This window comes from Clostridium vitabionis, from assembly GCF_015351765.1.
Taxonomy (GTDB): domain Bacteria; phylum Bacillota; class Clostridia; order Lachnospirales; family Lachnospiraceae; genus Clostridium_R; species Clostridium_R vitabionis.
Window position 1 is genome coordinate 1,012,491 of record NZ_JADKQA010000001.1, and the last position, 17,959, is coordinate 1,030,449.

Sequence of the window (17,959 nt, forward strand, 5' to 3'; positions counted from 1 at the left end):
CCCCTTCTTTCCCAGCGCATCCCTGTCTTTTTCCGCACAGAACTGTCTTTTTCCGCACAGAACTGTCCGGCACATCCTGCAAAGTTCCCTTTGCGGGATGTGCCAGACGACCTTTTTCTTATTATACTCCGCGATCCCGCTGGGCGGTACCCTCCGTGCACGGTGCGCGGGTTTTTGCTGTTCAGCTAGTCCGTGGTCTGGAAGGATGTTTTCAGCTCGACGCCGCCTGTGGTGTGCTGCCGCTGTCTGTGCTTCCCGGGGCTTTTCCGCCGTCCGGGGTCTTTCCGACGGGCCTGCCGTTCATGCCGTTCCGGTTTCCGTCAGGAGCCTGGCCGCCCATACCGCCGTAACCGCCGCCCATGCCTGCGGGAGCAGTGCCCACGGTCGTCGTCGAACCGCTGATGGTCACCTGTTCACTGCTGTCTCCTGTCGTGATCGTAACTGTCTTCCCCTCTGTAAGCTCAGACGAACTGAAAATCAGCGCCGCGTAGTCCTTCTCCGGGGTAACAGAAGCCAGGGTATTCCCGTCCGCGTCAGTGATCGTGATCTCCGTGCCGGCGCTCTGCGTGCTGTCATAATATTCCACGACCTGATACTGGCCGGAATCCCCGCCGAACGACTGGAGCATGCCCGCGGATCCGGTACCGATCACCGTTCCGCCCTCAATGACCGCATTTCCCGAATAATCCAGGATGCCATCGCCGCCGCTCGTCGGACCCGCGATAGACAGAGTGCCGCCGGTCACCGTCAGATCCCCGTTGCTGTCCACGCCGTCCCCTGCGGCATCAATTGTGATTGTTCCGCCGCTCACTGTGATCGAACAGCCATCGACCGCCTCCATATTGCCCTTTCCGCCGAATCCGGACGTTTCCGAGGTGGAATCTGCGTATGTATCAGCTGCATTCAGCCCGTCATCGTCCGCTTTCACATTGATGATCCCGCCGTTCAGATTGATCGTTAAGGCTTCCATGCCCTCCTTGCTCTCCAGGATATCGATGCTGCCGTCATTAACGATGATCCTGCTCATGGCCTGCAGGCCTTTGCCTTCCGCGGTAATCGAGATCGTCCCTCCGTTCACGGTGACGGCACCCTTCGTCTTATCCGAGCTGTTGTTGGACTCAATACCATCGTCGCCGGAGGTGATGGAAAGCGTTCCGCCGTTCACGGTGACCGAATCCTTTCCCTTGATGCCGTCATTGGCAGCCGTGACCGTCCATGTGCCGGATTCAACCGTAAGGTCATCCTTCGCGTGGACACCCTCGTTATAGCCGCCGCTGATCACCGCGGAACCGCCGCCGGTGAGGATCAGGTTATTCTTGGCGTAAACCGCCGCGTCATGATCCTCCGAACTCCCGTCATCCGAATCTTCCGTTGTGCCGGATGCCGATGCGGTCCCGGAACCCGACGTGGTGCCGGATGCCGATGCAGTTCCGGATTCCGATGCGGTCTCAGATTCCGCCGTCTTCTCGCTTCTCGCGTCTGTAATTTTGTTCTCGGAACCGTCGGCGAGCTCAACCGTCAAGGTTCCGCACTGGTCCGCAGCGATCGGGGAATCGTCGGAGCAGGTGATGGAAAATCCGTCGAAGATCAGGGTGACCTCCGCATCCTTATCCGCGCTGACCACGATTTTTTCCTCATCAACCGTGCCGGTAAACCGGTAAGTTCCTGCCTCCGTGATGGTGATCACCGAGCCTTCCGCGCTTACGCCGTCCCCGGAAATCGTCACTGACGATCCCTGGCCGGAAATCTCCGCCCGGACGCTTTCCTGGGAATCCCGGGTTCCGGATGCCGAAATTGACGATACCGTACCCTGTGACGAGGTTCCCGTGCCGCCGTTCCCGGCGCACCCGGCTGCAGCCAGCACACCGGCAAAGAGAAGCATCATTCCCGCAAATCTTCTTTTTCTCATTGGCCTTCCTCCTGCCTGATCGGCTTACGATCAAAGTTCCTCGGTACGATCCGGCACCCGCCCGCAGACGATCGTCAGGTTGCCGTTTCTTGTCCGGATTTCATCAAGCATACTGCATCCCCTTTCTTCTCTCGGTGACTGCCGCTCCCGCCACGGCTGCCGCCGGGCAGGAAACCGCATAGCCGCGCGGCATGAGGCAGCGGGTGTAGTAGGTTCCGTATTTGGAATAGGTAGTCATGAAGATGTCCTGCCGGGAGAATTCCCGGCTCATCCACAGCGGCATTGCCCCGGGAATCTTGACTTCCATCAGGACCAGGCCGGGCTCCAGAAGCTCTTCCCCGCCATCGCCCGCGGTGAAATCGAGACAGCTGTCCCTGCAGCGGATCCTGCGGTCGAAGGTGACCCGGAGCTCCGGATCCTTCCTTCCGGAATACGCCTCCCGGTCATAGGCGATGAATGCCTTTGCCCGGAGGCCATACCGGTTCTTCATGTAATCGATCTCCCGGAGGATCTGGCTGTCCTTCGCCGGGTAAATATCCCCCTCAAGATAATCTCTCGCCTCCTTGAGGGACATTTCCACCCTGCGCTTGTACACCACGCCGTCAAATTTTTTCTTAATCTCGACAAAAACCCGGGAATCCTCCCCGGCCGCCGTCCCATAAAAGCGTACCCGGAGCTTTTCCTTATATTTCGGCTTCCCGAGCGATAAGCGGATCAGGTCAAAATTCCGCGTATCCAGATAGATATTGGAGATCGGATAGTTGGTAAACCGGTCCGGAAGCATATACCTTTCTATCAGCGGTTTGACCGCCCGATACTGTCCCTCGGTCAGCAGAAATTTCTTCTCGCAGCGCTTGAATATCGTCTGTGCCATAGAAACCACCTCCTGCATCGAAAGGTTTGTCCTGTTCTTTAGCCAAAAGCATACCGGAGGAAAATGGGCAATCTGTGATGAAGCTTTGTAAACTTTGTGAACAGCGGCATGGGGGGAGAGCTCGCAAAGCCGTCCGCGAGCGGCCGGTTTGCGGCTATCCCCCCATGTATGCGCTGAACAGAAGCAAAAAGCGCGCTCCCGGGGACAGGGACTGCCCCGCGCGGGAACGCGCTAAAAACATTGCATGAAATGACTGCTCATCAAAATTCACGGAGAGCACTGCCCTCCGAGTTCAGAAAAACAGGCTGATGAAAAGGCCCCAGAAGACACCCAGGGCGTACAGGACGCCGAGAATCCGCAGATTGTCGGCGGTGTGCCGGTTGGTCCGGAAGAGGACCAGGAGGCCGACCCCCGCGCTGACGAGAAGCCCGGCCATCATCGGGCCGACGGCCAGCACACCGTGAAGATAGAGTTCCGTCAGCATAACCGAAGCGGCGCAGTTGGGGATGAGCCCGACCAGCGCCGAGAGAAAGACGCCGAGGTAAGGCTTATTCGAGAGAAATGCCCCGAGCGTGTCCTCCCCAATCAGGCTGAACAGGATCGAGAGCGCCAGCGTGATGAGGAAAATGAACAGCGTGATATGCAGCGTGTGGCGGATGGCGGGACGGAGAATCCCGTCCTCCTCTTCCTCGCAGCCGCAGTGCTCCTGCTCGCAGAGGTCATGGATATGCTTCTCCGTGCGCCGGCGGCTGAAAAATACGCGCATCACCGCGTCCACCGCAGCCCCGCTGGCCGCGCCGATCAGAAGCTTCCCGAACAGGATGGCGAAGATGGTGCCCGGCGCAACCTTCTCGGAGATAAAGATCGGAAGCATTTCGTCCGAGGTGGAGAGAAAAACCGCCAGCAGCGTACCCAGGGAGATCACACCGCCGGAATAGAGGCTGGCCGCCGCGGCGGAGAACCCGCACTGGGGAACCACGCCGACCGAAGCGCCGAACAGCGGGCCGAAACGTCCGGTCTTCGCCAGGAGCGCCGCCGATTTGTCCGATGTCCTGCTCTCCAGATACTCCATAATCAGATAAGTGATAAAAAGAAAGGGAATCAACTTGACGGTGTCAACAACGGCATCAGTCAGCGGATCCCTCAAAAGTTCAATCAAAATCTTTGTTCCTCCATTTCTGCTTTCCATTTCCTGGCTTCCCCGAAGGGAAGGCGGTGACCTCCGGCGCATGGACGCACACCCCGGCAAGCTATGACCCTAGCAGAAAATGAAGGAGCTGTCAAGTATTCTCAGATGGCGTATGTCTCCAGAAACTCCGGAAGTTCATCGTACCGGACAATCCTTCCGCTGAAACTGCTCTCCCCGCCGGCCAGGTCGCGGAACCGCTCGTCCATCCGGCGAAGAAGCCTCAGGCTGTCCTCACGGCGGACATTGACCGGAATCACCGCGTATATTCCCTGCGCAAGCCTCGTATAGATATCCTCCGTGTTCAGGACATCGATCAGCGTCTTTCGGATAGCCTCGTCGATCTCCGCGGGGAGTGCATCCCCGTGAAGGGTCTCTGTGCGCGCCTGGAGAATCAGGATGTACAGGATATGACCCCGGCGTTCAATATTCCGGACCAGCGCCTGCCACACAGGCCCGAGGCACTCTTCCGGACAGGCATACGGCGCCATCATGGACTTATGCCCGCTTCCCGCGAGCTTTGCGCTCCGGCGGAGCAGCATCTCATCCTGAGGCGACATCCCGGGATGTTCCCCCGCGATCAGCTTCTCCTCCACCTGGCGGATGTTCTTCGGGATCGGGATCTGCATTTCGTTCAGATAATACCGGGCAGTCTCCTGGAAAAATGCTGACGCCCCAGCATAATCGCCCTTCCTGCCCCAGGCTTCCAGCTCACCGGCCTGCCAGCGGCTGTCCGGATCCACCTCATTTGCCCGGTGATAGAGCCGGATGACCTCATCATCATCCCCGCGTTTCTTTTCCGCCTCCGTGAGATAGCAGACACAGCGGGCAAGCTCCGCAGTCAGGCGCTCCCGCTCCTGGAGAACCCAGTTCTCGGTAATAAAGTCAGGAAGCAGTTCTCCCCGGTACAGGTCGAACGCCTCCCGGAAGAAACGGTACTTCTCCTCCTCGCCGGCAAGCTCCGCCTTGCTGCAGAGCAGGTTAAAGCGGTCAACATCCGTGGACACCGAAAGCCCGCTCTCGACAGAAATTTTTCCCCGCCGGTTCTCAATATAATGTGTGCCCTCGACCCCGGCATCGCGGAGAAGATGGCGGGCCTGGTACAGCAGGTTATTGAAACTGTTATTCTTGTCGGACAGGTTTTTGCCGTTGAAAACATCCCGCAGAAGTTCTTCCTTCGAAATCCCCTGGGAATTATTCAGAAATATGATCTCAATCATCTTCAGTGCGTTGGCCGTCGGGTTATTCCCCAGGGAAATCGGCCTGCCGTCCTGCTTTACCGAAAAACCGCCAAACATGAATACTTCCAACGTTGTCTCTCCACTCTGCCCAGCATTCATAGAATTGTCTTCCTTTGCTTACATTTCTGCTCGTCTGCTAAGAAAACAGACGGTAAATTGCAATAACAAGTTGGACACCCTCCGCTAGGCAGTAGCCTGGTAGATTCGGTCGATTTCCTCCTCGAAGATTTCATCCGGGGTTCTGTAACCCAGGATCTTCCGTGGGAGGCAGTTACACCAGGTCTCCACATCGGAGATCTGCTGACCGGTAAAGTCATCAATCCGCTTACCCTTTGGTATGAACCTTCTGATCAGGCCGTTATGCCGCTCTACGGTTCCCTTATCGCAGGATGTGTAGGGATGGGCATAGTAGACAAGCGTATCAGCCATCTTCTCAAGTTCTGAAAGGTCGGCGAATTCCGAACCGTTATCGGTCGTAATCGTTTTGAACACTTCACCGAAGTGTTCGCTGTAAGTCTCCTGAAGCTGTTTAATTGCCTTCATGACACACGCTGATGTCTTGTTTGCAATAGGAAGCATCAGGAACTCACGGCTTTTGCGTTCAGCAAGAGTGAGCAGGACCTGATCATCCCGGGTTTTGGCACCCAATACGAGGTCACATTCCCAGTGCCCGAATTCCTCACGGGACTCGATCTCTCTGGGACGTTCCTCAATGCTGCGACCCAGCTTTTTCTTGTTGATCCGAACTCTATGTTTCTTGGACTTACGCTTCAGCTTTTCAGGAAGGTTATGGTTCCTGATGCCAAAGAGGCCAAGATCAACATAGCGGTAAAGCGTTTTTGTGCAGACGATCTGCTCTCTGGTAAATTCACCATCGAGAACAGCGCGTCCAGTGCAGGCGTCCAATGACCAGCCATCTTCTGTAAAGTGTTTCAGCACATACTCCAGAAACGCTGATCTGCTCAGGAAGTCATAATGCCGGCAACTGTGCTTTCGGTTGTCCTCATAGGCTTTCTGACCGGCAGACGCCTTATAACGGGTCACATGGCCGTTATACAAGGCAACGGAGCCACGTGCTATTTCGTTCGAGACAGTGTTCGGTGAGCAGCCGATCTCACGGGCAATTGCCCGGATGGAGTAGTGGTCTTTAAGACGAATCTGAATAAGAACCCGTTCCTCATACGAAAGATGTTTGCCTTTTATATGGGAAGATATGGTAGAATGAGAGTAGTCCATGGTGGCGATTCTCCTGTAGAAAGTTTGTTGTGGTGACTTACATTCTACCAAAGATCCTGCCATGGATCTTTATTTTATTCAGATGTCCAACTTCATTTTACAATCGGCGTAAGAAAACAGACACAATTATACCTCAAGTCTCACAAAGTGATTTGTTAACTATTTTAATTGTTTTTTTGTCGAAAGTAAACAGGAAATTTCTAACATATGCCATGGGATATGGTACTGTTCAGCGCACGCGGAAGGAGCCCGGTTTACCCATTCTCCTTCGCAACACGTTTCTCGCCATATTTGAAGGCCATGCGCAGCTTCGCGGAGATGCTGGTCATCCGCCAGTCATCCGGAATCTCGTCCCGGGTATACCATCCTGCCTCAGAGAGTTCATCTTCCTCCAGCGTAATCCGGTCATCGCCGTCGAGCTCGGCAAAAAAGCCGACCATCTCGGTATCCGAGAATCCCCAGGGCTGGCTCTCGTAGTAACGGATATTCTTCACCTTAAGCCCGGTCTCTTCCATCACCTCGCGGTGCACGGTGTCCTCGAAGGTTTCCCCGATCTCCACAAAGCCGGCAACCAGGGCGTAGCTCTTGTAGCTTCTCCCCCGGTAGCGGGTCATCAGCAGGCGGTCACCGTCCGTCACCGCGACGATGATCGCCGGTGAGATCTTCGGATATTCCGTCTGACCGCATTTCGGGCAGACCAGCGCGCGCTCCTTCAGGCTGTCCTCGAGCGGCGTCCCGCAGTGCCCGCAGAACCTCCGGCTCTCCCGCCAGCGGGCAAGCTGAACCGCCGTAATCGCCGCGAACGCCTCATACTGCGGATCCATCGCCCGGAGAAATTTGCTGCCCTTCCAGAGAAAACGGCCGCCCTCCGGAAGGACAGGATTCTCCTCCTCGCGGATATCGATGAGAAAATAGCGCTTCTCGTCGATGGCAAAGAGGTATACCGCCCGCTCCCCGGCGTGCGGGAATACCGTACGGATCTCCGAAAACATCGGGATGCCGAGGACGCCGGTCTCCGGATCTGCCGACGGCACCGGCTCGGGCGCTGCGGCAGGATCCCTGCCAATGAGGATCACTTCGCTTTTGCGGATGCAGAGCGCATAATCATCATTTCTCGGTGGGATAATCTGGTACGTATTGTCAAATACATGGGGTGCAATATCCTGAATCATATCCTAACTCCTTCGTCCTCCGTTCACGCTTTCCCTGCCTTCCCGGCCTTCTCCTCCGCTTGTCCCGCCTCCCCGGTGTTCAGCCTCGGCAGCCAGAGAAAAAGCAGGATTCCGGCAGCAAAGATGAAGATCGAGATAAACTGCGATGTGGACAGCGGTCCGATGAAGCCGCGGATCGCGTCCCCGCGAAAGAACTCCATCACAAAGCGCCCTGCCGCGTAGAGGATCAGATAGAGTGCGCCGGTCTGGCCGGGCACGCGGAGATACCGGGATGCCTGGGTCAGGACAAAGCAGTGCAGGAAATCCAGCGCGCTGTACACCGGCTCCGTCGGAAAGAGGGGCACGCCGTTCGGCGCAAAGTCCGAATGAGAAAAGGTGATTGCAAACGGCCCGTGCCATTCCTCCCCAAAGCAGCACCCCGCAAGCAGGCAGCCGATCCGCCCGAAGCCCTGGGCAAGCGCTATACAGGGCATCACAACATCAAAATACCGCCAGAAAGGCAGGTGATAGACCCTGGTGCAGAGCCATCCAGAGAAGATTCCGCCGATGATGCCGCCGTAGACGACAAACCCGGCGGAGCTTCCGATGAGGTACTCCCGGGGATCTGCGAGGAATCCAGAAAGATCGGTCAGGAGGTAGAGGATTTTCGCGCCCAGCATGCCGCCGATGGCCGCCCAGATCGTGATCGTAAAAACCCGGTCCGGGTCAAGGCCTGCCTTCGCCGCCCTGCGCTCACCGAGGAGGTAGGCGCAGATGATGCCGATGCCGATCATGAGGCCGTAGCCGTGGATGGTAAACTTTCCGATGGTCAGCAGGTTATTGTACATGCAATGTCTCCTTGTTGAAAGTGCTCTGCGTAATTCACAGACCGGGCGGCGAAGGCCGTCCGGTCTGCTTGTACGGAAGAAATCGGAGCGATGATCCCGTCAGGCTTCGTCAATCGACTTGCCGATATCATGCCGCATATATTTGTTCTGAAAATCAATCCACTCCGTCGCGGCATAAGCATTTGCCCGCGCCTCCTGGAGGGTCTTGCCGAGAGCTGTCACCCCGAGGACACGGCCCCCGTTGGTGACCACATTGCCGTCGGCATCAAATTTTGTCCCGGAGTGGAACACATAATAGCCCTTTTTCCCCTTGAACTTCTCCAGGCCACGGATCGGGAATCCCTTCTCGTATTTCACCGGATAGCCGTCCGAGGCGAGGATGACCGTCACGCAGGCATCGTCGATAAATTCCAGCTTCACCTGGTCCAGTGTGCCGTCGATGCAGGCGTTGAAGACGTCGATGATGTCGTTCTTCATGCGCGGGAGCACGACCTGCGCCTCCGGATCGCCGAAACGGCAGTTATATTCGAGAACCTTCGGACCGTCCGGCGTGAGGATCAGGCCGAAGAAAATCACGCCCTTGAACGGACGCCCCTCCGCGGCCATGGCATCCACCGTCTTCTGGTAGACGTGCTCGCGGCAGAACTTGTCCACCTCATCCGTGTAGAACGGGCTCGGGGAGAAATTCCCCATGCCGCCGGTGTTGAGGCCCTGGTCGCCGTCCTTCGCGCGCTTGTGATCCTGCGCGGAGCTCATGATCCGGATGGTCTTGCCGTCCACAAAGGAGAGGACAGAAACCTCCCGGCCGGTCAGGAACTCCTCGATGACCATCTCATTTCCCGAATCGCCGAAATGGCGTTCTACCATGATCTCCCTCACGCCGGCTTTCGCCTCCTCGAGGTTCTGGCAGATCAGGACGCCCTTGCCCAGCGCCGGGCCGGAAGCCTTGAGCACGATGGGCATCTTCGCCGTCTCCAGATAGGCCAGCGCCTTGTCCGGGTCGGTGAACGTCTCATAGGCTGCCGTCGGGATGCCGTATTTCTTCATCAGTTCCTTGGAAAATGCCTTCGATCCCTCGATGATCGCCGCGTTTTTCCTCGGGCCGAACACGCGGAGGCCGCGTGCCTCGAAGACGTCGACGATCCCGCCGATCAGCGGGTCGTCCATGCCGACCACCGTGAGGTCGATCTTCTTTTCCTCGGCGAAATCCGCGAGGCGGTCGAATTCCATGGCGCCGATCGGGACGCACTCTGCCAGCTCGGAAATCCCGGCATTACCCGGTGCGCAGTAGATTTTCTCCACCTTCGGGCTCTGGGCCACCTTGTAGACGATGGCATGCTCCCTGCCGCCGCCTCCGACAATCAATACCTTCATCGTCTGTCCTCACTTTCTCCAAGCCGGATCTCCCCGCGGGCGATCCTGTTGATCGTCTCCGGGAGAATCACCCACTCTGCCTGCTCCATAACGCGGCGCTGGAGAATCTCCGGCGTGTCGCCCGGAAGCACATCCACCGCCTTCTGCATGAGAATCGGCCCGGAATCTGTGCCCTCGTCCACAAAATGCACCGTCGCGCCGGTGACCTTGACGCCTCTTTTGAGCGCCGCCTCATGCACCTTCAGCCCGTAATAGCCCACGCCGCAGAAGGATGGGATGAGCGCCGGGTGGATATTGATGATCCGGTTGCGGAATTTCTGTACCATCTGCTCCGGAATCTTCACGAGGCATCCGGCAAGTACCACGAGATCCGGATGCATGGAGGAAACCTTCTCCGTCAGCGCCTCGTTGAATTCCGCCCTCGTGGCAAAAGACTTCGGCGACAGCACCAGGGCGGGAATCCCATGCTTCTTCGCCCGCTCCAGGGCGTAAGCGTTCGGATTATTCGAGAGGACGCCGATAATCTCCGTATTGGCAATCTTCCCGCTGTCCACCGCATCGAGGATCGCCTGGAGGTTGGTGCCGCCTCCCGACACCATCACCAGAACCTTCAGCATAATTCGACTCCCTTTTCCCCGGAAACGACCTCGCCGATCACATAGGGCGTATCTCCCGCGGACCGGATCGCCTCCATGGCCTTATCCTTATCCGCAGCAGCGACCGCGAGCACCATGCCGATGCCCATATTGAAGGTGTTGTACATGACCTTCTCGTCGATATTTCCCTTCTTCTGCATCAGCCCGAAGATCGGCGGCACCGGGTAGCTGTCCTTGCGGATGACCGCCTTCGTGCCCTCTTTCATCATTCTCGGCACGTTCTCATAGAAACCGCCGCCGGTGATATGGCTGCAGGCCTTGAGATCAGCACCGGAATCGCGGACAGCCTTCAGTGCCTTCACATAGATCCTGGTCGGGGTCAGCAAGACATCGCCGAGCTTCCCGCCGAGCTCCGGATACTCGGTATTCAGCCCCTCCGGGGTCAGCTCATCCCGGAATACCTGGCGGACCAGGGAAAATCCGTTGCTGTGGACGCCGGTGGACGCCATACCGATCAGCACATCCCCTGCCGCAAGCCTGTCCCCGGTAATCATGTTTTTCCGGTCAACGACGCCGACAGAGAAGCCGGCGATATCATACTCCTCCTCGGGCATCAGTCCCGGATGCTCCGCGGTCTCGCCGCCGATCAGGGCACATCCCGCCTGGCGGCAGCCCTCGGCAACGCCCTTCACGATATCTGCGATCTTCTCGGGAATATTCTTCCCGCAGGCGATGTAATCGAGGAAAAACAGCGGCTCGCCGCCGGCACAGGCTACGTCATTCACGCACATGGCGACCGCGTCAATGCCGATGGTGTCGTGCCGGTTCATCACAAACGCCAGCTTTAACTTCGTGCCGACGCCGTCAGTCCCCGAGAGCAGGACCGGATCCTCCATGTCCTTGAAGGCCTTCGCGCTGAACGCGCCGGAGAACCCCCCGATGCCGCCCAGCACCTCGGGGCGCATCGTCCCGCGGACAAACTGCTTCATCAGTTCTACCGACCTGTAGCCGGCCTCGATGTCAACTCCGGAATTCTTATAATCCATAGATTTCCTCCTGGAAAATGTCTCTGCCCCGTTTTCCACGGGTTCACAATCGGGAGAGCGGTATCTTACTTCAGGAATGCGCGGTAACCCTCGTCGGCAAGCTTCTGATCCTTGGCTTCAACGCCTTCCTTCATCTCGCGGGTATATGCCTTGAGCTTCGCGAGGAGTTCCGGATCGGACACCGCCAGGATCTTCGCCGCGAGAATCCCGGCGTTCTTACCGCCGTTGATCGCGACCGTCGCTACCGGGATGCCGGACGGCATCTGGACAATAGAATAGAGAGAATCCACACCGCCGAGGTCGCTGGTCTTCATCGGGATGCCGATGACGGGCATCGGGAACAGCGCCGCGCACATTCCAGGCAGGTGCGCTGCTTTTCCGGCTCCGGCGATGACGACTTTCACGCCTCTCTCCTCCGCGCCCTTCGCGTACTCGAAGAATACGTCCGGCTCGCGGTGCGCCGAAATGATCCTCATCTCGTAATCAATGCCGAATTTCTCCAGGATCTCCGCCGCCTGTGCCATCACCGGCATATCGGAGTCGCTGCCCATAACAATACTGACCTTCGCCATGTCTTTCTCTCCTTTGCTGCTTACGACTGTCTGCTCTGAAAATTCGGTTCCTTTCGAGCTTGTCTTCATCGAAATTCTACTTGCTTTTCCATATCAAGTCAACTCTCAGTATTTCGTCCGGAGGCCGCGCGGGTAATGGTTTTTGAGGACACCGCCGGCGAGGCGGGCAAACCCGCAGGAATAGCCGTCAACGGCAATGAGCACCCAGCCCTTCTCCGCCTTATCCCGCGCCGCAGCTTTGCCGCCGCTTGCGCTCCCGGCTGCCCCGCCATATTCCTTTTCGTCCGCCGCAGCCTTTCCGCCCGCAGCCTCCCGGATCGCCTCCCCGTGAAGATAGGCCCGGATTTCCGCCGAATCCGCCGGATAATCCCGAACCTTCCTTGCCTCCGCGGGGCGAAGGGCCAGGGCCAGCGCATGAGCCGGGGTAAACCTTCCGTTCCGGATTTCTCCCAGCTCCAGGCCGCGCCGGAGCACATGGGAAATGCCGCCGGCGGAAAACCTCCGCTGAACCTCATCTCCCTCCTCCGGAAGAAGCCAGAGCCGGTCATTCCGGTAAAACAGCCGAGACAGATCCCAGCTTTCCTCCGGGAGAGCCAGTGCCTCCGCCGCAAACCCGGCAAAAAGCCGCTCCGCCTCCGCGAGGTCGGCAGCGGGCTTTCGAAAGGCGGTTCTCCCGCGGCGGGTATTCCCCTTTCCAGCCTCCGCCGGCACAGCGGATCTGCGGCGCCCTCTGCCCCGCAGATCCTGAGGCACACGGCCACAATCCCCCAGCTTCGCGGACGCGCGGCCGGTGCCGGCCTCCGCCGGCACGGCGGACCCGCCGCCGTCTCTCCGCAGCAGAATCATAAAGTGCCCTTCCCCGTCCGCCAGATGGGGCCAGAACCGCACAGCCTCCCGGATTTCCTCCGGGGCGCCGGGAACCCATTCCGGGTGCCCGGTGCTCATGCCGGCGGTTCTCCTCACGGGAACCACATGGAAATCCGGATGTGCGCGGAGGAATTCCGCCGCGCTCCCCTCATCCTCCTCCGGCGCAAAGGTGCAGGTGGAATACAGGAGATACCCGCCGCGGCATACGCATTCGGCGGCAGCGTCCAGGATCTCCCGCTGCCGTTCCGCGCACCGCCGGATATTGTCCACGCTCCACTCCGTGAGTGCCGCCTCCTCCTTCCGGAACATGCCCTCCCCGGAGCACGGCGCATCCACCATCACCCGGTCGAACCAGCCGGGAAATGCGGCAGCGATCCTGCCGACCTCCTCGCTGATGACAAAAGCATTCCGGATGCCCATCCGCTCAACATTCTGGGAGAGAATCTTCGCCCTCTCCGGGATCACCTCATTGCTGACGAGGACACCGAGCCCCGCCATCTTCCCGGCCAGCTGCGTGGTCTTTCCCCCCGGTGCGGCGCAGAGATCCAGCACCCGAAGCCCTTCAAGGCTTTCTCCCCGGGCAAGGAGCTCCGCCGGCGCCATCGCGGACGGCTCCTGGATATAGAATGCCCCGGCGGCGTGATACGGATGCCTTCCGGGGCGCGCGGAAGCAGCCGCATTTTCCCCAAAATACCTTCCCTCCGGCGTCCAGGGCACGCGGCGCAGCGTCTCCGGCCATTTCCGGTCAAATTCCTCCGCGCTCCCCTTGAGCGGATTGACCCTGAGCGCGCGGTAATTTCGGCCGCGTTCATACGACTGAAAAAACTCCTCCGCCTCCGGACCCAGAAGCTTCCGCATGCGCCCGCAAAATTCCTCCGGCAATCTCATCTTCACCCTCCCGAAACTTATAAAAATCGATGGTTTTCATTATCCCTGTAGGGACAAGCAGTTAAGTGCTCTGCTAAAAAAAACGGAACACCCCCGGAGATGTTCATCATCCACAGGGTGTTCCGTCCACCGGATAACCGGTAATTTTTCAAAGCAGGGCCAGTGATCAGAGATCAATCCGGAAGTCATCCTCGCCCCTGCCATTGATGACATAGTAAGCGGCATTCTCCTCCGGCTTAATATAGAGGTCAACCGACTTAATCTCGTCCGCCTTGCTCCCGGTCTTTCTCTCATAGGCCTTCTTCGCGGCAGCAACAAGCTTCTCGGTATCCAGCTCCTTGCCGGCATACTGGACAAATACCTTCTCCTTGACCGCGGAAGCCTTCTTCGCAGCGGGAGCTTTCTTCGCAGCCTTCTCCGGCTCCGCCTTCTTCTCCTCGGCAGCCTTTGCCGGCTCTGCCTTCTTAGCCTCTACAGCCTTTGCCGGCTCCGCCTTCTTCTCCTCAGCGGCCTTTACCGGCTCTGCCTTCTTAACCTCTACGGTCTTCTCTGCCGGACGGGTAGCTGCTTTCGCGCTTACACGCTTGAACTCCTTCTTGACAACCATCGTTCGTTCCTCCCTGAAACACATCCACTTAATAAATCTATAATTTGAGCAATTCCTAAGATGTCTGGATTAACTAGAAGTATAAAACGGTGTTTTTTCTTTGTCAATTCATCGTCCGAAAACTCCGGTAAATCTCCGAATTTTGTAGAAAATATCGGCAGAGAGCGGGAATATCCCCGGGGGGAAATTCGCAATATTCACCAAAGCGGGCAGCATAAGGCTTCCGAACCCTTGCCCAAATCCGCCCGAATCTGTGCGGAAAAATCCGGTTCTTCCGGCAATTCCCACAAGAATGCAGTCTATCCGCCCATCAGCCCGGAGCGTCCGCACCGCCGGCTTCCGTTGGCACCTCAACCGGTGTCACGCGGCCGCTCGCCGTCTCCACGGGGTGATTCTCCTCCCTGGGTTCCGCTGTCGGCTCCGCGGGCTTTTCGGGCTTTTCGGGTTTTACGGCTTTCGTCGCGGACGCCCCTTCACCGGCTCCGCCCTGTGTGCCCTCACCGGCATCCCTGGTCACCGCATTGCCATTCTCATCCGTCTCGTAGGCTTCCGTCGTTTCCCAGCTATCGGTATAAGAACTCCGCCGGGAGGACTTTCCCGGATTTCCGCGTTTCAGGATATCCTGCATCCGAAGCTTCATGGAATCGCTACGGATGCTGTCAATCAGGTTCTCCGCGCGGTCCGTCTCCGTGTCGCCGCCGTCCCCGTTATAATAGGAATCCAGCAGCTGCAGCGCCTCATCGGCGAGGACATGATCAGAACGGAACTGGCGGACCGTATAGCCGTCGGAAATCTTGGCGGAATCCTCCAAAGAGGCGAGATAGGTTCCGGTGCCGTAGCCCTTGTCGAGGCTCGGCTTGTCAAAGGTTGCTGCGGCCTTGCCCTCGACGAGGCCGCTCATGCCCTTCTTCCAGATGGCGGCCGGGTAAGTGGCGCCGTACAGGTTCGAGAGCTCCTTCGGCTGGTCATAGCCTACCCAGACGGCAATCGTATAGTACGGCGTCACGCCGCAGAACCAGCCGTCCTTACTGCCATTGGTGGTTCCGGTTTTTCCTGCCGCCTCCACATCGCTGTCCCAGCCCATGCTCGACGCGGTACCGTCCGTGATGACGCCCTTCATGATGTCGACCATCACATCGGCACTCTCGCGCTGGTACACCTGACTTCCCTCCGGATCCTTGAAAACGTCATTACCGGAATTATCGATCAGCTTCACGATACAGGTGGGATTATGGTACTCGCCATGATTCGCGATCGCCGAGTACGCGCCGGCCATCTCCTCGGTCGTTACACCGTAGGTGAAACCGCCAAGCGCCGTGGCATCGTTGTAGTCATCCGGGACGATGTTGTCAAACCGCATCTGTGTGAGATAAGCCAGCCCGAGATCCGGGGTCAGGCTGTCGTAGACCGACCAGGCGACGCCGTTACGGCTCCGCTCAACCGCCCTGCGGAGCGTCATCGTATCCCCGGAGAGCTCGCGCACACTGGTTCCCGGCACCTTCGCCTCACTGACATCGATATCGGTGACCATGCTGCCCGAGGTCCAGCCATTTTCCAGCGCCGGCGTGTAGACGATCACCGGCTTGATGGTACTGCCCGGCTGGCGGTAGCTCTGAAACGCCCGATTCAGTGTGTACGTCGTCGTATCCTGCGTCCTCCCGCCGACAATGGCGACCACTTTCCCGGTTGCATTGTCCACGGCGGTCGCGGCTCCCTGGAAGGCATAGATGCCATTGTCCGAGGTCTTGTCACTGAACGACAGGGTGCTGTCCACCGCGTCCTGGAGCTTCAACTGCATGGACGGGTCGAGCGACGTATAGATGCTGTACCCGCCGGTGTACAGGGCATTTCTCTCCTGCTCGTAGGCCTCGTTGTAGCGGCTCACATAATCCTTATAATCCTGCTTATTCCGGAAGCCATACTGGAAGGAAAAACCATCCTTCTCCATGAGGTAGCGGACCGCACAGTCGATGGCATAGGTCGTCTCGTAATTGTGCAGCGGCACCTTCTGCCTTGCGACGGTGATCTGCTCATTTTTCGCCTGTTTGCACTCCTCCTCCGAAATGAACCCGCAGTCCTTCATATCGTCGAGAATCTTGTCCCGGCGCTCGAGCGCGCGCTCCGGGTGATTGTACGGATTATAGTAGGTCGGGGAATTGGGGATCGCGCAGAGATAGCAGATCTGGCTTAAGGTGAGATCCTTCGCGTTCTTTCCGAAATACCCTTTAGCCGCTGCCTCCAGGCCGTAAAAGTAATTGCCGTAGTTGATATCATTGATGTAAAACTCCATGATCTGTTCCTTGGAATATTTCTTCGTCAGGTCACGGGCAATGATCATTTCCTTAATTTTTCTCTCGAGGGAAACTTCCCTGGTCAGGAAACGGTTTCTCGCGAGCTGCTGGGTGATCGTGGAAGCGCCGTGCATCTCATCGCCGGTCGAACGCAGATAATGCACGATCACGCGGGCGATTCCCTTCACATCGATCCCGGGATTTTCCCAGAAGGTCCTGTCCTCGACGGCGACAAAGGCATTCACCGCGCTTTTCGGGATATCCTCATAGGAAAGATAGCTGGAATCCTCGTCCCCGGTCAGCTTCGCCAGGGCGTCGCCCTTCGCGTCGTAGATATAACTGGTCTCCTGAAGGCGGAAGGTGTCGAGATCGCTTCGATCCACGACATCTGCAACCTCCTTCTCGTAGCCCTTCACCACAGGCATAAATTTATGCCAGGCAAAGCCGCCGCCGGCGAGCACCGTCACGATGCCGAGCACGGCCAGCGTCTTGAAGGTGGCATAGAAGATCTCCAGGATCATGGCCAGCACCGTCAGGAACGGATTCTCTCTGTGATGATTATTCTCTGGGTAGTATTTTCCGCTCATTCTGTCCCCTCAGCCGCGCCCTGCTCTCGCCCGTTTATCCCCCCGGTCGCGGAACGCTTTCAGCACCATGCCGCTCTCATTGGGGTAGGCGTAGATGCAGTCCTTCATGATCTGCTCCTCCTCCGGGCTCCGGCACACACTGAGGATCATCTCCTCCTCCTCGCGTGACAGATAAGCCTCCCCGCCGCTGGCGGCGGATTCCTGAAGCGGCTTGTAAATCTTGAACCGGTGGTAAAAATCCGGGCATTTATAGTAGATACTCTTCACCGGTTCCGGTTCGATCCTGAGTTTATACCTTTCCGACATTCTGGCCAGAATATTGTGTACCTTCTCACAATGTTCGCGGTTCATGTTCTCCGAAGACGGATAACAGAGCATGTATTCCATAAGCTCTCCTTCTCTTCCTGAGGCAGATCTCCGATTGCCCCGTTTTCCGGGAAACGGGCGCTGATCAGGCTGTAAATCTTGTCTTAGAATAGCACATTTCCCGCCAATTTGCCACCGGTTAAAGGTTTTGCCCCAGGATTGACGTCCAAGTCCCCGCTGCGCTATGATAATCCTGGAAAATGCCTGCGTGCTTCCACCACCGCGTGCCGATGCCTTTATACGCAGCTGCCGGCAGACCGGCGGGTCCCGCGCGGGTGTGCCGCTGCAAGCTTTCCCCGGGCCTGGCACCAGGACCCCTG

Annotated in this window: 15 protein-coding genes; all 15 read right to left on the reverse strand. The window is 57.9% G+C overall.

Translation table 11 applies throughout. The annotated features are described in order from the left end of the window. Positions 1-211: 211 nt before the first annotated feature. The 15 genes from ISF27_RS04430 to ISF27_RS04500 all read right to left on the reverse strand — a co-directional run bounded on the left by ISF27_RS04430 (position 212) and on the right by ISF27_RS04500 (position 17,660). Positions 212-1,909, reverse strand: coding sequence for a carbohydrate-binding domain-containing protein (locus tag ISF27_RS04430; RefSeq protein ID WP_194609441.1), 1,698 nt, complete (start codon positions 1,907-1,909; stop codon positions 212-214). A gap of 103 nt (positions 1,910-2,012) precedes the next feature. Next, a complete protein-coding gene (locus tag ISF27_RS04435) occupies positions 2,013-2,783 on the reverse strand; it encodes a polyphosphate polymerase domain-containing protein (protein ID WP_194609444.1) in 771 nt (256 codons plus the stop codon). A gap of 292 nt (positions 2,784-3,075) precedes the next feature. Then, positions 3,076-3,942, reverse strand: coding sequence for a putative manganese transporter (locus tag ISF27_RS04440; RefSeq protein ID WP_235986010.1), 867 nt, complete (start codon positions 3,940-3,942; stop codon positions 3,076-3,078). Between the two features lie 131 nt (positions 3,943-4,073). Beyond that, a complete protein-coding gene (locus ISF27_RS04445) occupies positions 4,074-5,309 on the reverse strand; it encodes a BTAD domain-containing putative transcriptional regulator (RefSeq protein ID WP_194609448.1) in 1,236 nt (411 codons plus the stop codon). 84 nt (positions 5,310-5,393) lie between these two features. Beyond that, positions 5,394-6,446 (reverse strand): IS30 family transposase, encoded by a 1,053-nt coding sequence (locus ISF27_RS04450; RefSeq protein WP_194609583.1) that lies wholly within the window; start codon positions 6,444-6,446, stop codon positions 5,394-5,396. Between the two features lie 254 nt (positions 6,447-6,700). After that, the gene (gene nudC / locus ISF27_RS04455) at positions 6,701-7,618 is read right to left on the reverse strand and encodes an NAD(+) diphosphatase (protein WP_194609450.1); all 918 of its coding nucleotides are present in this window, start codon (positions 7,616-7,618) and stop codon (positions 6,701-6,703) included. A gap of 23 nt (positions 7,619-7,641) precedes the next feature. Next, the gene (locus tag ISF27_RS04460; RefSeq protein ID WP_194609452.1) at positions 7,642-8,445 is read right to left on the reverse strand and encodes a prolipoprotein diacylglyceryl transferase; all 804 of its coding nucleotides are present in this window, start codon (positions 8,443-8,445) and stop codon (positions 7,642-7,644) included. A gap of 99 nt (positions 8,446-8,544) precedes the next feature. After that, entirely contained in the window at positions 8,545-9,819 is a 1,275-nt protein-coding gene (gene purD, locus ISF27_RS04465; protein ID WP_194609454.1) for a phosphoribosylamine--glycine ligase, read from the reverse strand. Next, complete coding sequence (gene purN, locus ISF27_RS04470; protein WP_194609455.1) at positions 9,816-10,436, reverse strand: phosphoribosylglycinamide formyltransferase; 621 nt, start codon at positions 10,434-10,436, stop codon at positions 9,816-9,818. Before purN ends, purD begins: the two co-directional genes overlap by 4 nt. Continuing rightward, entirely contained in the window at positions 10,430-11,461 is a 1,032-nt protein-coding gene (gene purM, locus ISF27_RS04475) for a phosphoribosylformylglycinamidine cyclo-ligase (protein WP_194609457.1), read from the reverse strand. Before purM ends, purN begins: the two co-directional genes overlap by 7 nt. Before the next feature lie 65 nt (positions 11,462-11,526). After that, positions 11,527-12,033 carry a 5-(carboxyamino)imidazole ribonucleotide mutase gene (gene purE / locus ISF27_RS04480; RefSeq protein ID WP_194609461.1) on the reverse strand — a complete coding sequence of 169 codons (507 nt, stop codon included), beginning with the start codon at positions 12,031-12,033 and terminating at the stop codon, positions 11,527-11,529. Between the two features lie 105 nt (positions 12,034-12,138). Beyond that, a complete protein-coding gene (locus tag ISF27_RS04485) occupies positions 12,139-13,788 on the reverse strand; it encodes an RsmB/NOP family class I SAM-dependent RNA methyltransferase (protein ID WP_194609463.1) in 1,650 nt (549 codons plus the stop codon). 166 nt (positions 13,789-13,954) lie between these two features. Beyond that, positions 13,955-14,395, reverse strand: coding sequence for a DUF6465 family protein (locus ISF27_RS04490; RefSeq protein ID WP_194609464.1), 441 nt, complete (start codon positions 14,393-14,395; stop codon positions 13,955-13,957). 310 nt (positions 14,396-14,705) lie between these two features. Beyond that, the gene (locus tag ISF27_RS04495; protein ID WP_194609466.1) at positions 14,706-17,273 is read right to left on the reverse strand and encodes a transglycosylase domain-containing protein; all 2,568 of its coding nucleotides are present in this window, start codon (positions 17,271-17,273) and stop codon (positions 14,706-14,708) included. 9 nt (positions 17,274-17,282) lie between these two features. After that, positions 17,283-17,660: a hypothetical protein gene (locus ISF27_RS04500; protein WP_194609468.1), complete on the reverse strand. Its 378-nt coding sequence runs from the start codon at positions 17,658-17,660 to the stop codon at positions 17,283-17,285. Positions 17,661-17,959 lie beyond the last annotated feature (299 nt).

Excerpts from the sequence above, each read along its gene's own strand:
- ISF27_RS04430 (WP_194609441.1), bottom strand. The coding sequence starts at position 1,909 with ATGAGAAAAAGAAGATTTGCGGGAATGATGCTTCTCTTTGCCGGTGTG.
- ISF27_RS04435 (WP_194609444.1), bottom strand. The coding sequence starts at position 2,783 with ATGGCACAGACGATATTCAAGCGCTGCGAGAAGAAATTTCTGCTGACC.
- ISF27_RS04445 (WP_194609448.1), bottom strand. The coding sequence starts at position 5,309 with ATGAATGCTGGGCAGAGTGGAGAGACAACGTTGGAAGTATTCATGTTT.
- ISF27_RS04450 (WP_194609583.1), bottom strand. The coding sequence starts at position 6,446 with ATGGACTACTCTCATTCTACCATATCTTCCCATATAAAAGGCAAACAT.
- nudC (WP_194609450.1), bottom strand. The coding sequence starts at position 7,618 with ATGATTCAGGATATTGCACCCCATGTATTTGACAATACGTACCAGATT.
- ISF27_RS04460 (WP_194609452.1), bottom strand. The coding sequence starts at position 8,445 with ATGTACAATAACCTGCTGACCATCGGAAAGTTTACCATCCACGGCTAC.
- purD (WP_194609454.1), bottom strand. The coding sequence starts at position 9,819 with ATGAAGGTATTGATTGTCGGAGGCGGCGGCAGGGAGCATGCCATCGTC.
- purN (WP_194609455.1), bottom strand. The coding sequence starts at position 10,436 with ATGCTGAAGGTTCTGGTGATGGTGTCGGGAGGCGGCACCAACCTCCAG.
- purM (WP_194609457.1), bottom strand. The coding sequence starts at position 11,461 with ATGGATTATAAGAATTCCGGAGTTGACATCGAGGCCGGCTACAGGTCG.
- purE (WP_194609461.1), bottom strand. The coding sequence starts at position 12,033 with ATGGCGAAGGTCAGTATTGTTATGGGCAGCGACTCCGATATGCCGGTG.
- ISF27_RS04485 (WP_194609463.1), bottom strand. The coding sequence starts at position 13,788 with ATGAGATTGCCGGAGGAATTTTGCGGGCGCATGCGGAAGCTTCTGGGT.
- ISF27_RS04490 (WP_194609464.1), bottom strand. The coding sequence starts at position 14,395 with ATGGTTGTCAAGAAGGAGTTCAAGCGTGTAAGCGCGAAAGCAGCTACC.
- ISF27_RS04495 (WP_194609466.1), bottom strand. The coding sequence starts at position 17,273 with ATGAGCGGAAAATACTACCCAGAGAATAATCATCACAGAGAGAATCCG.
- ISF27_RS04500 (WP_194609468.1), bottom strand. The coding sequence starts at position 17,660 with ATGGAATACATGCTCTGTTATCCGTCTTCGGAGAACATGAACCGCGAA.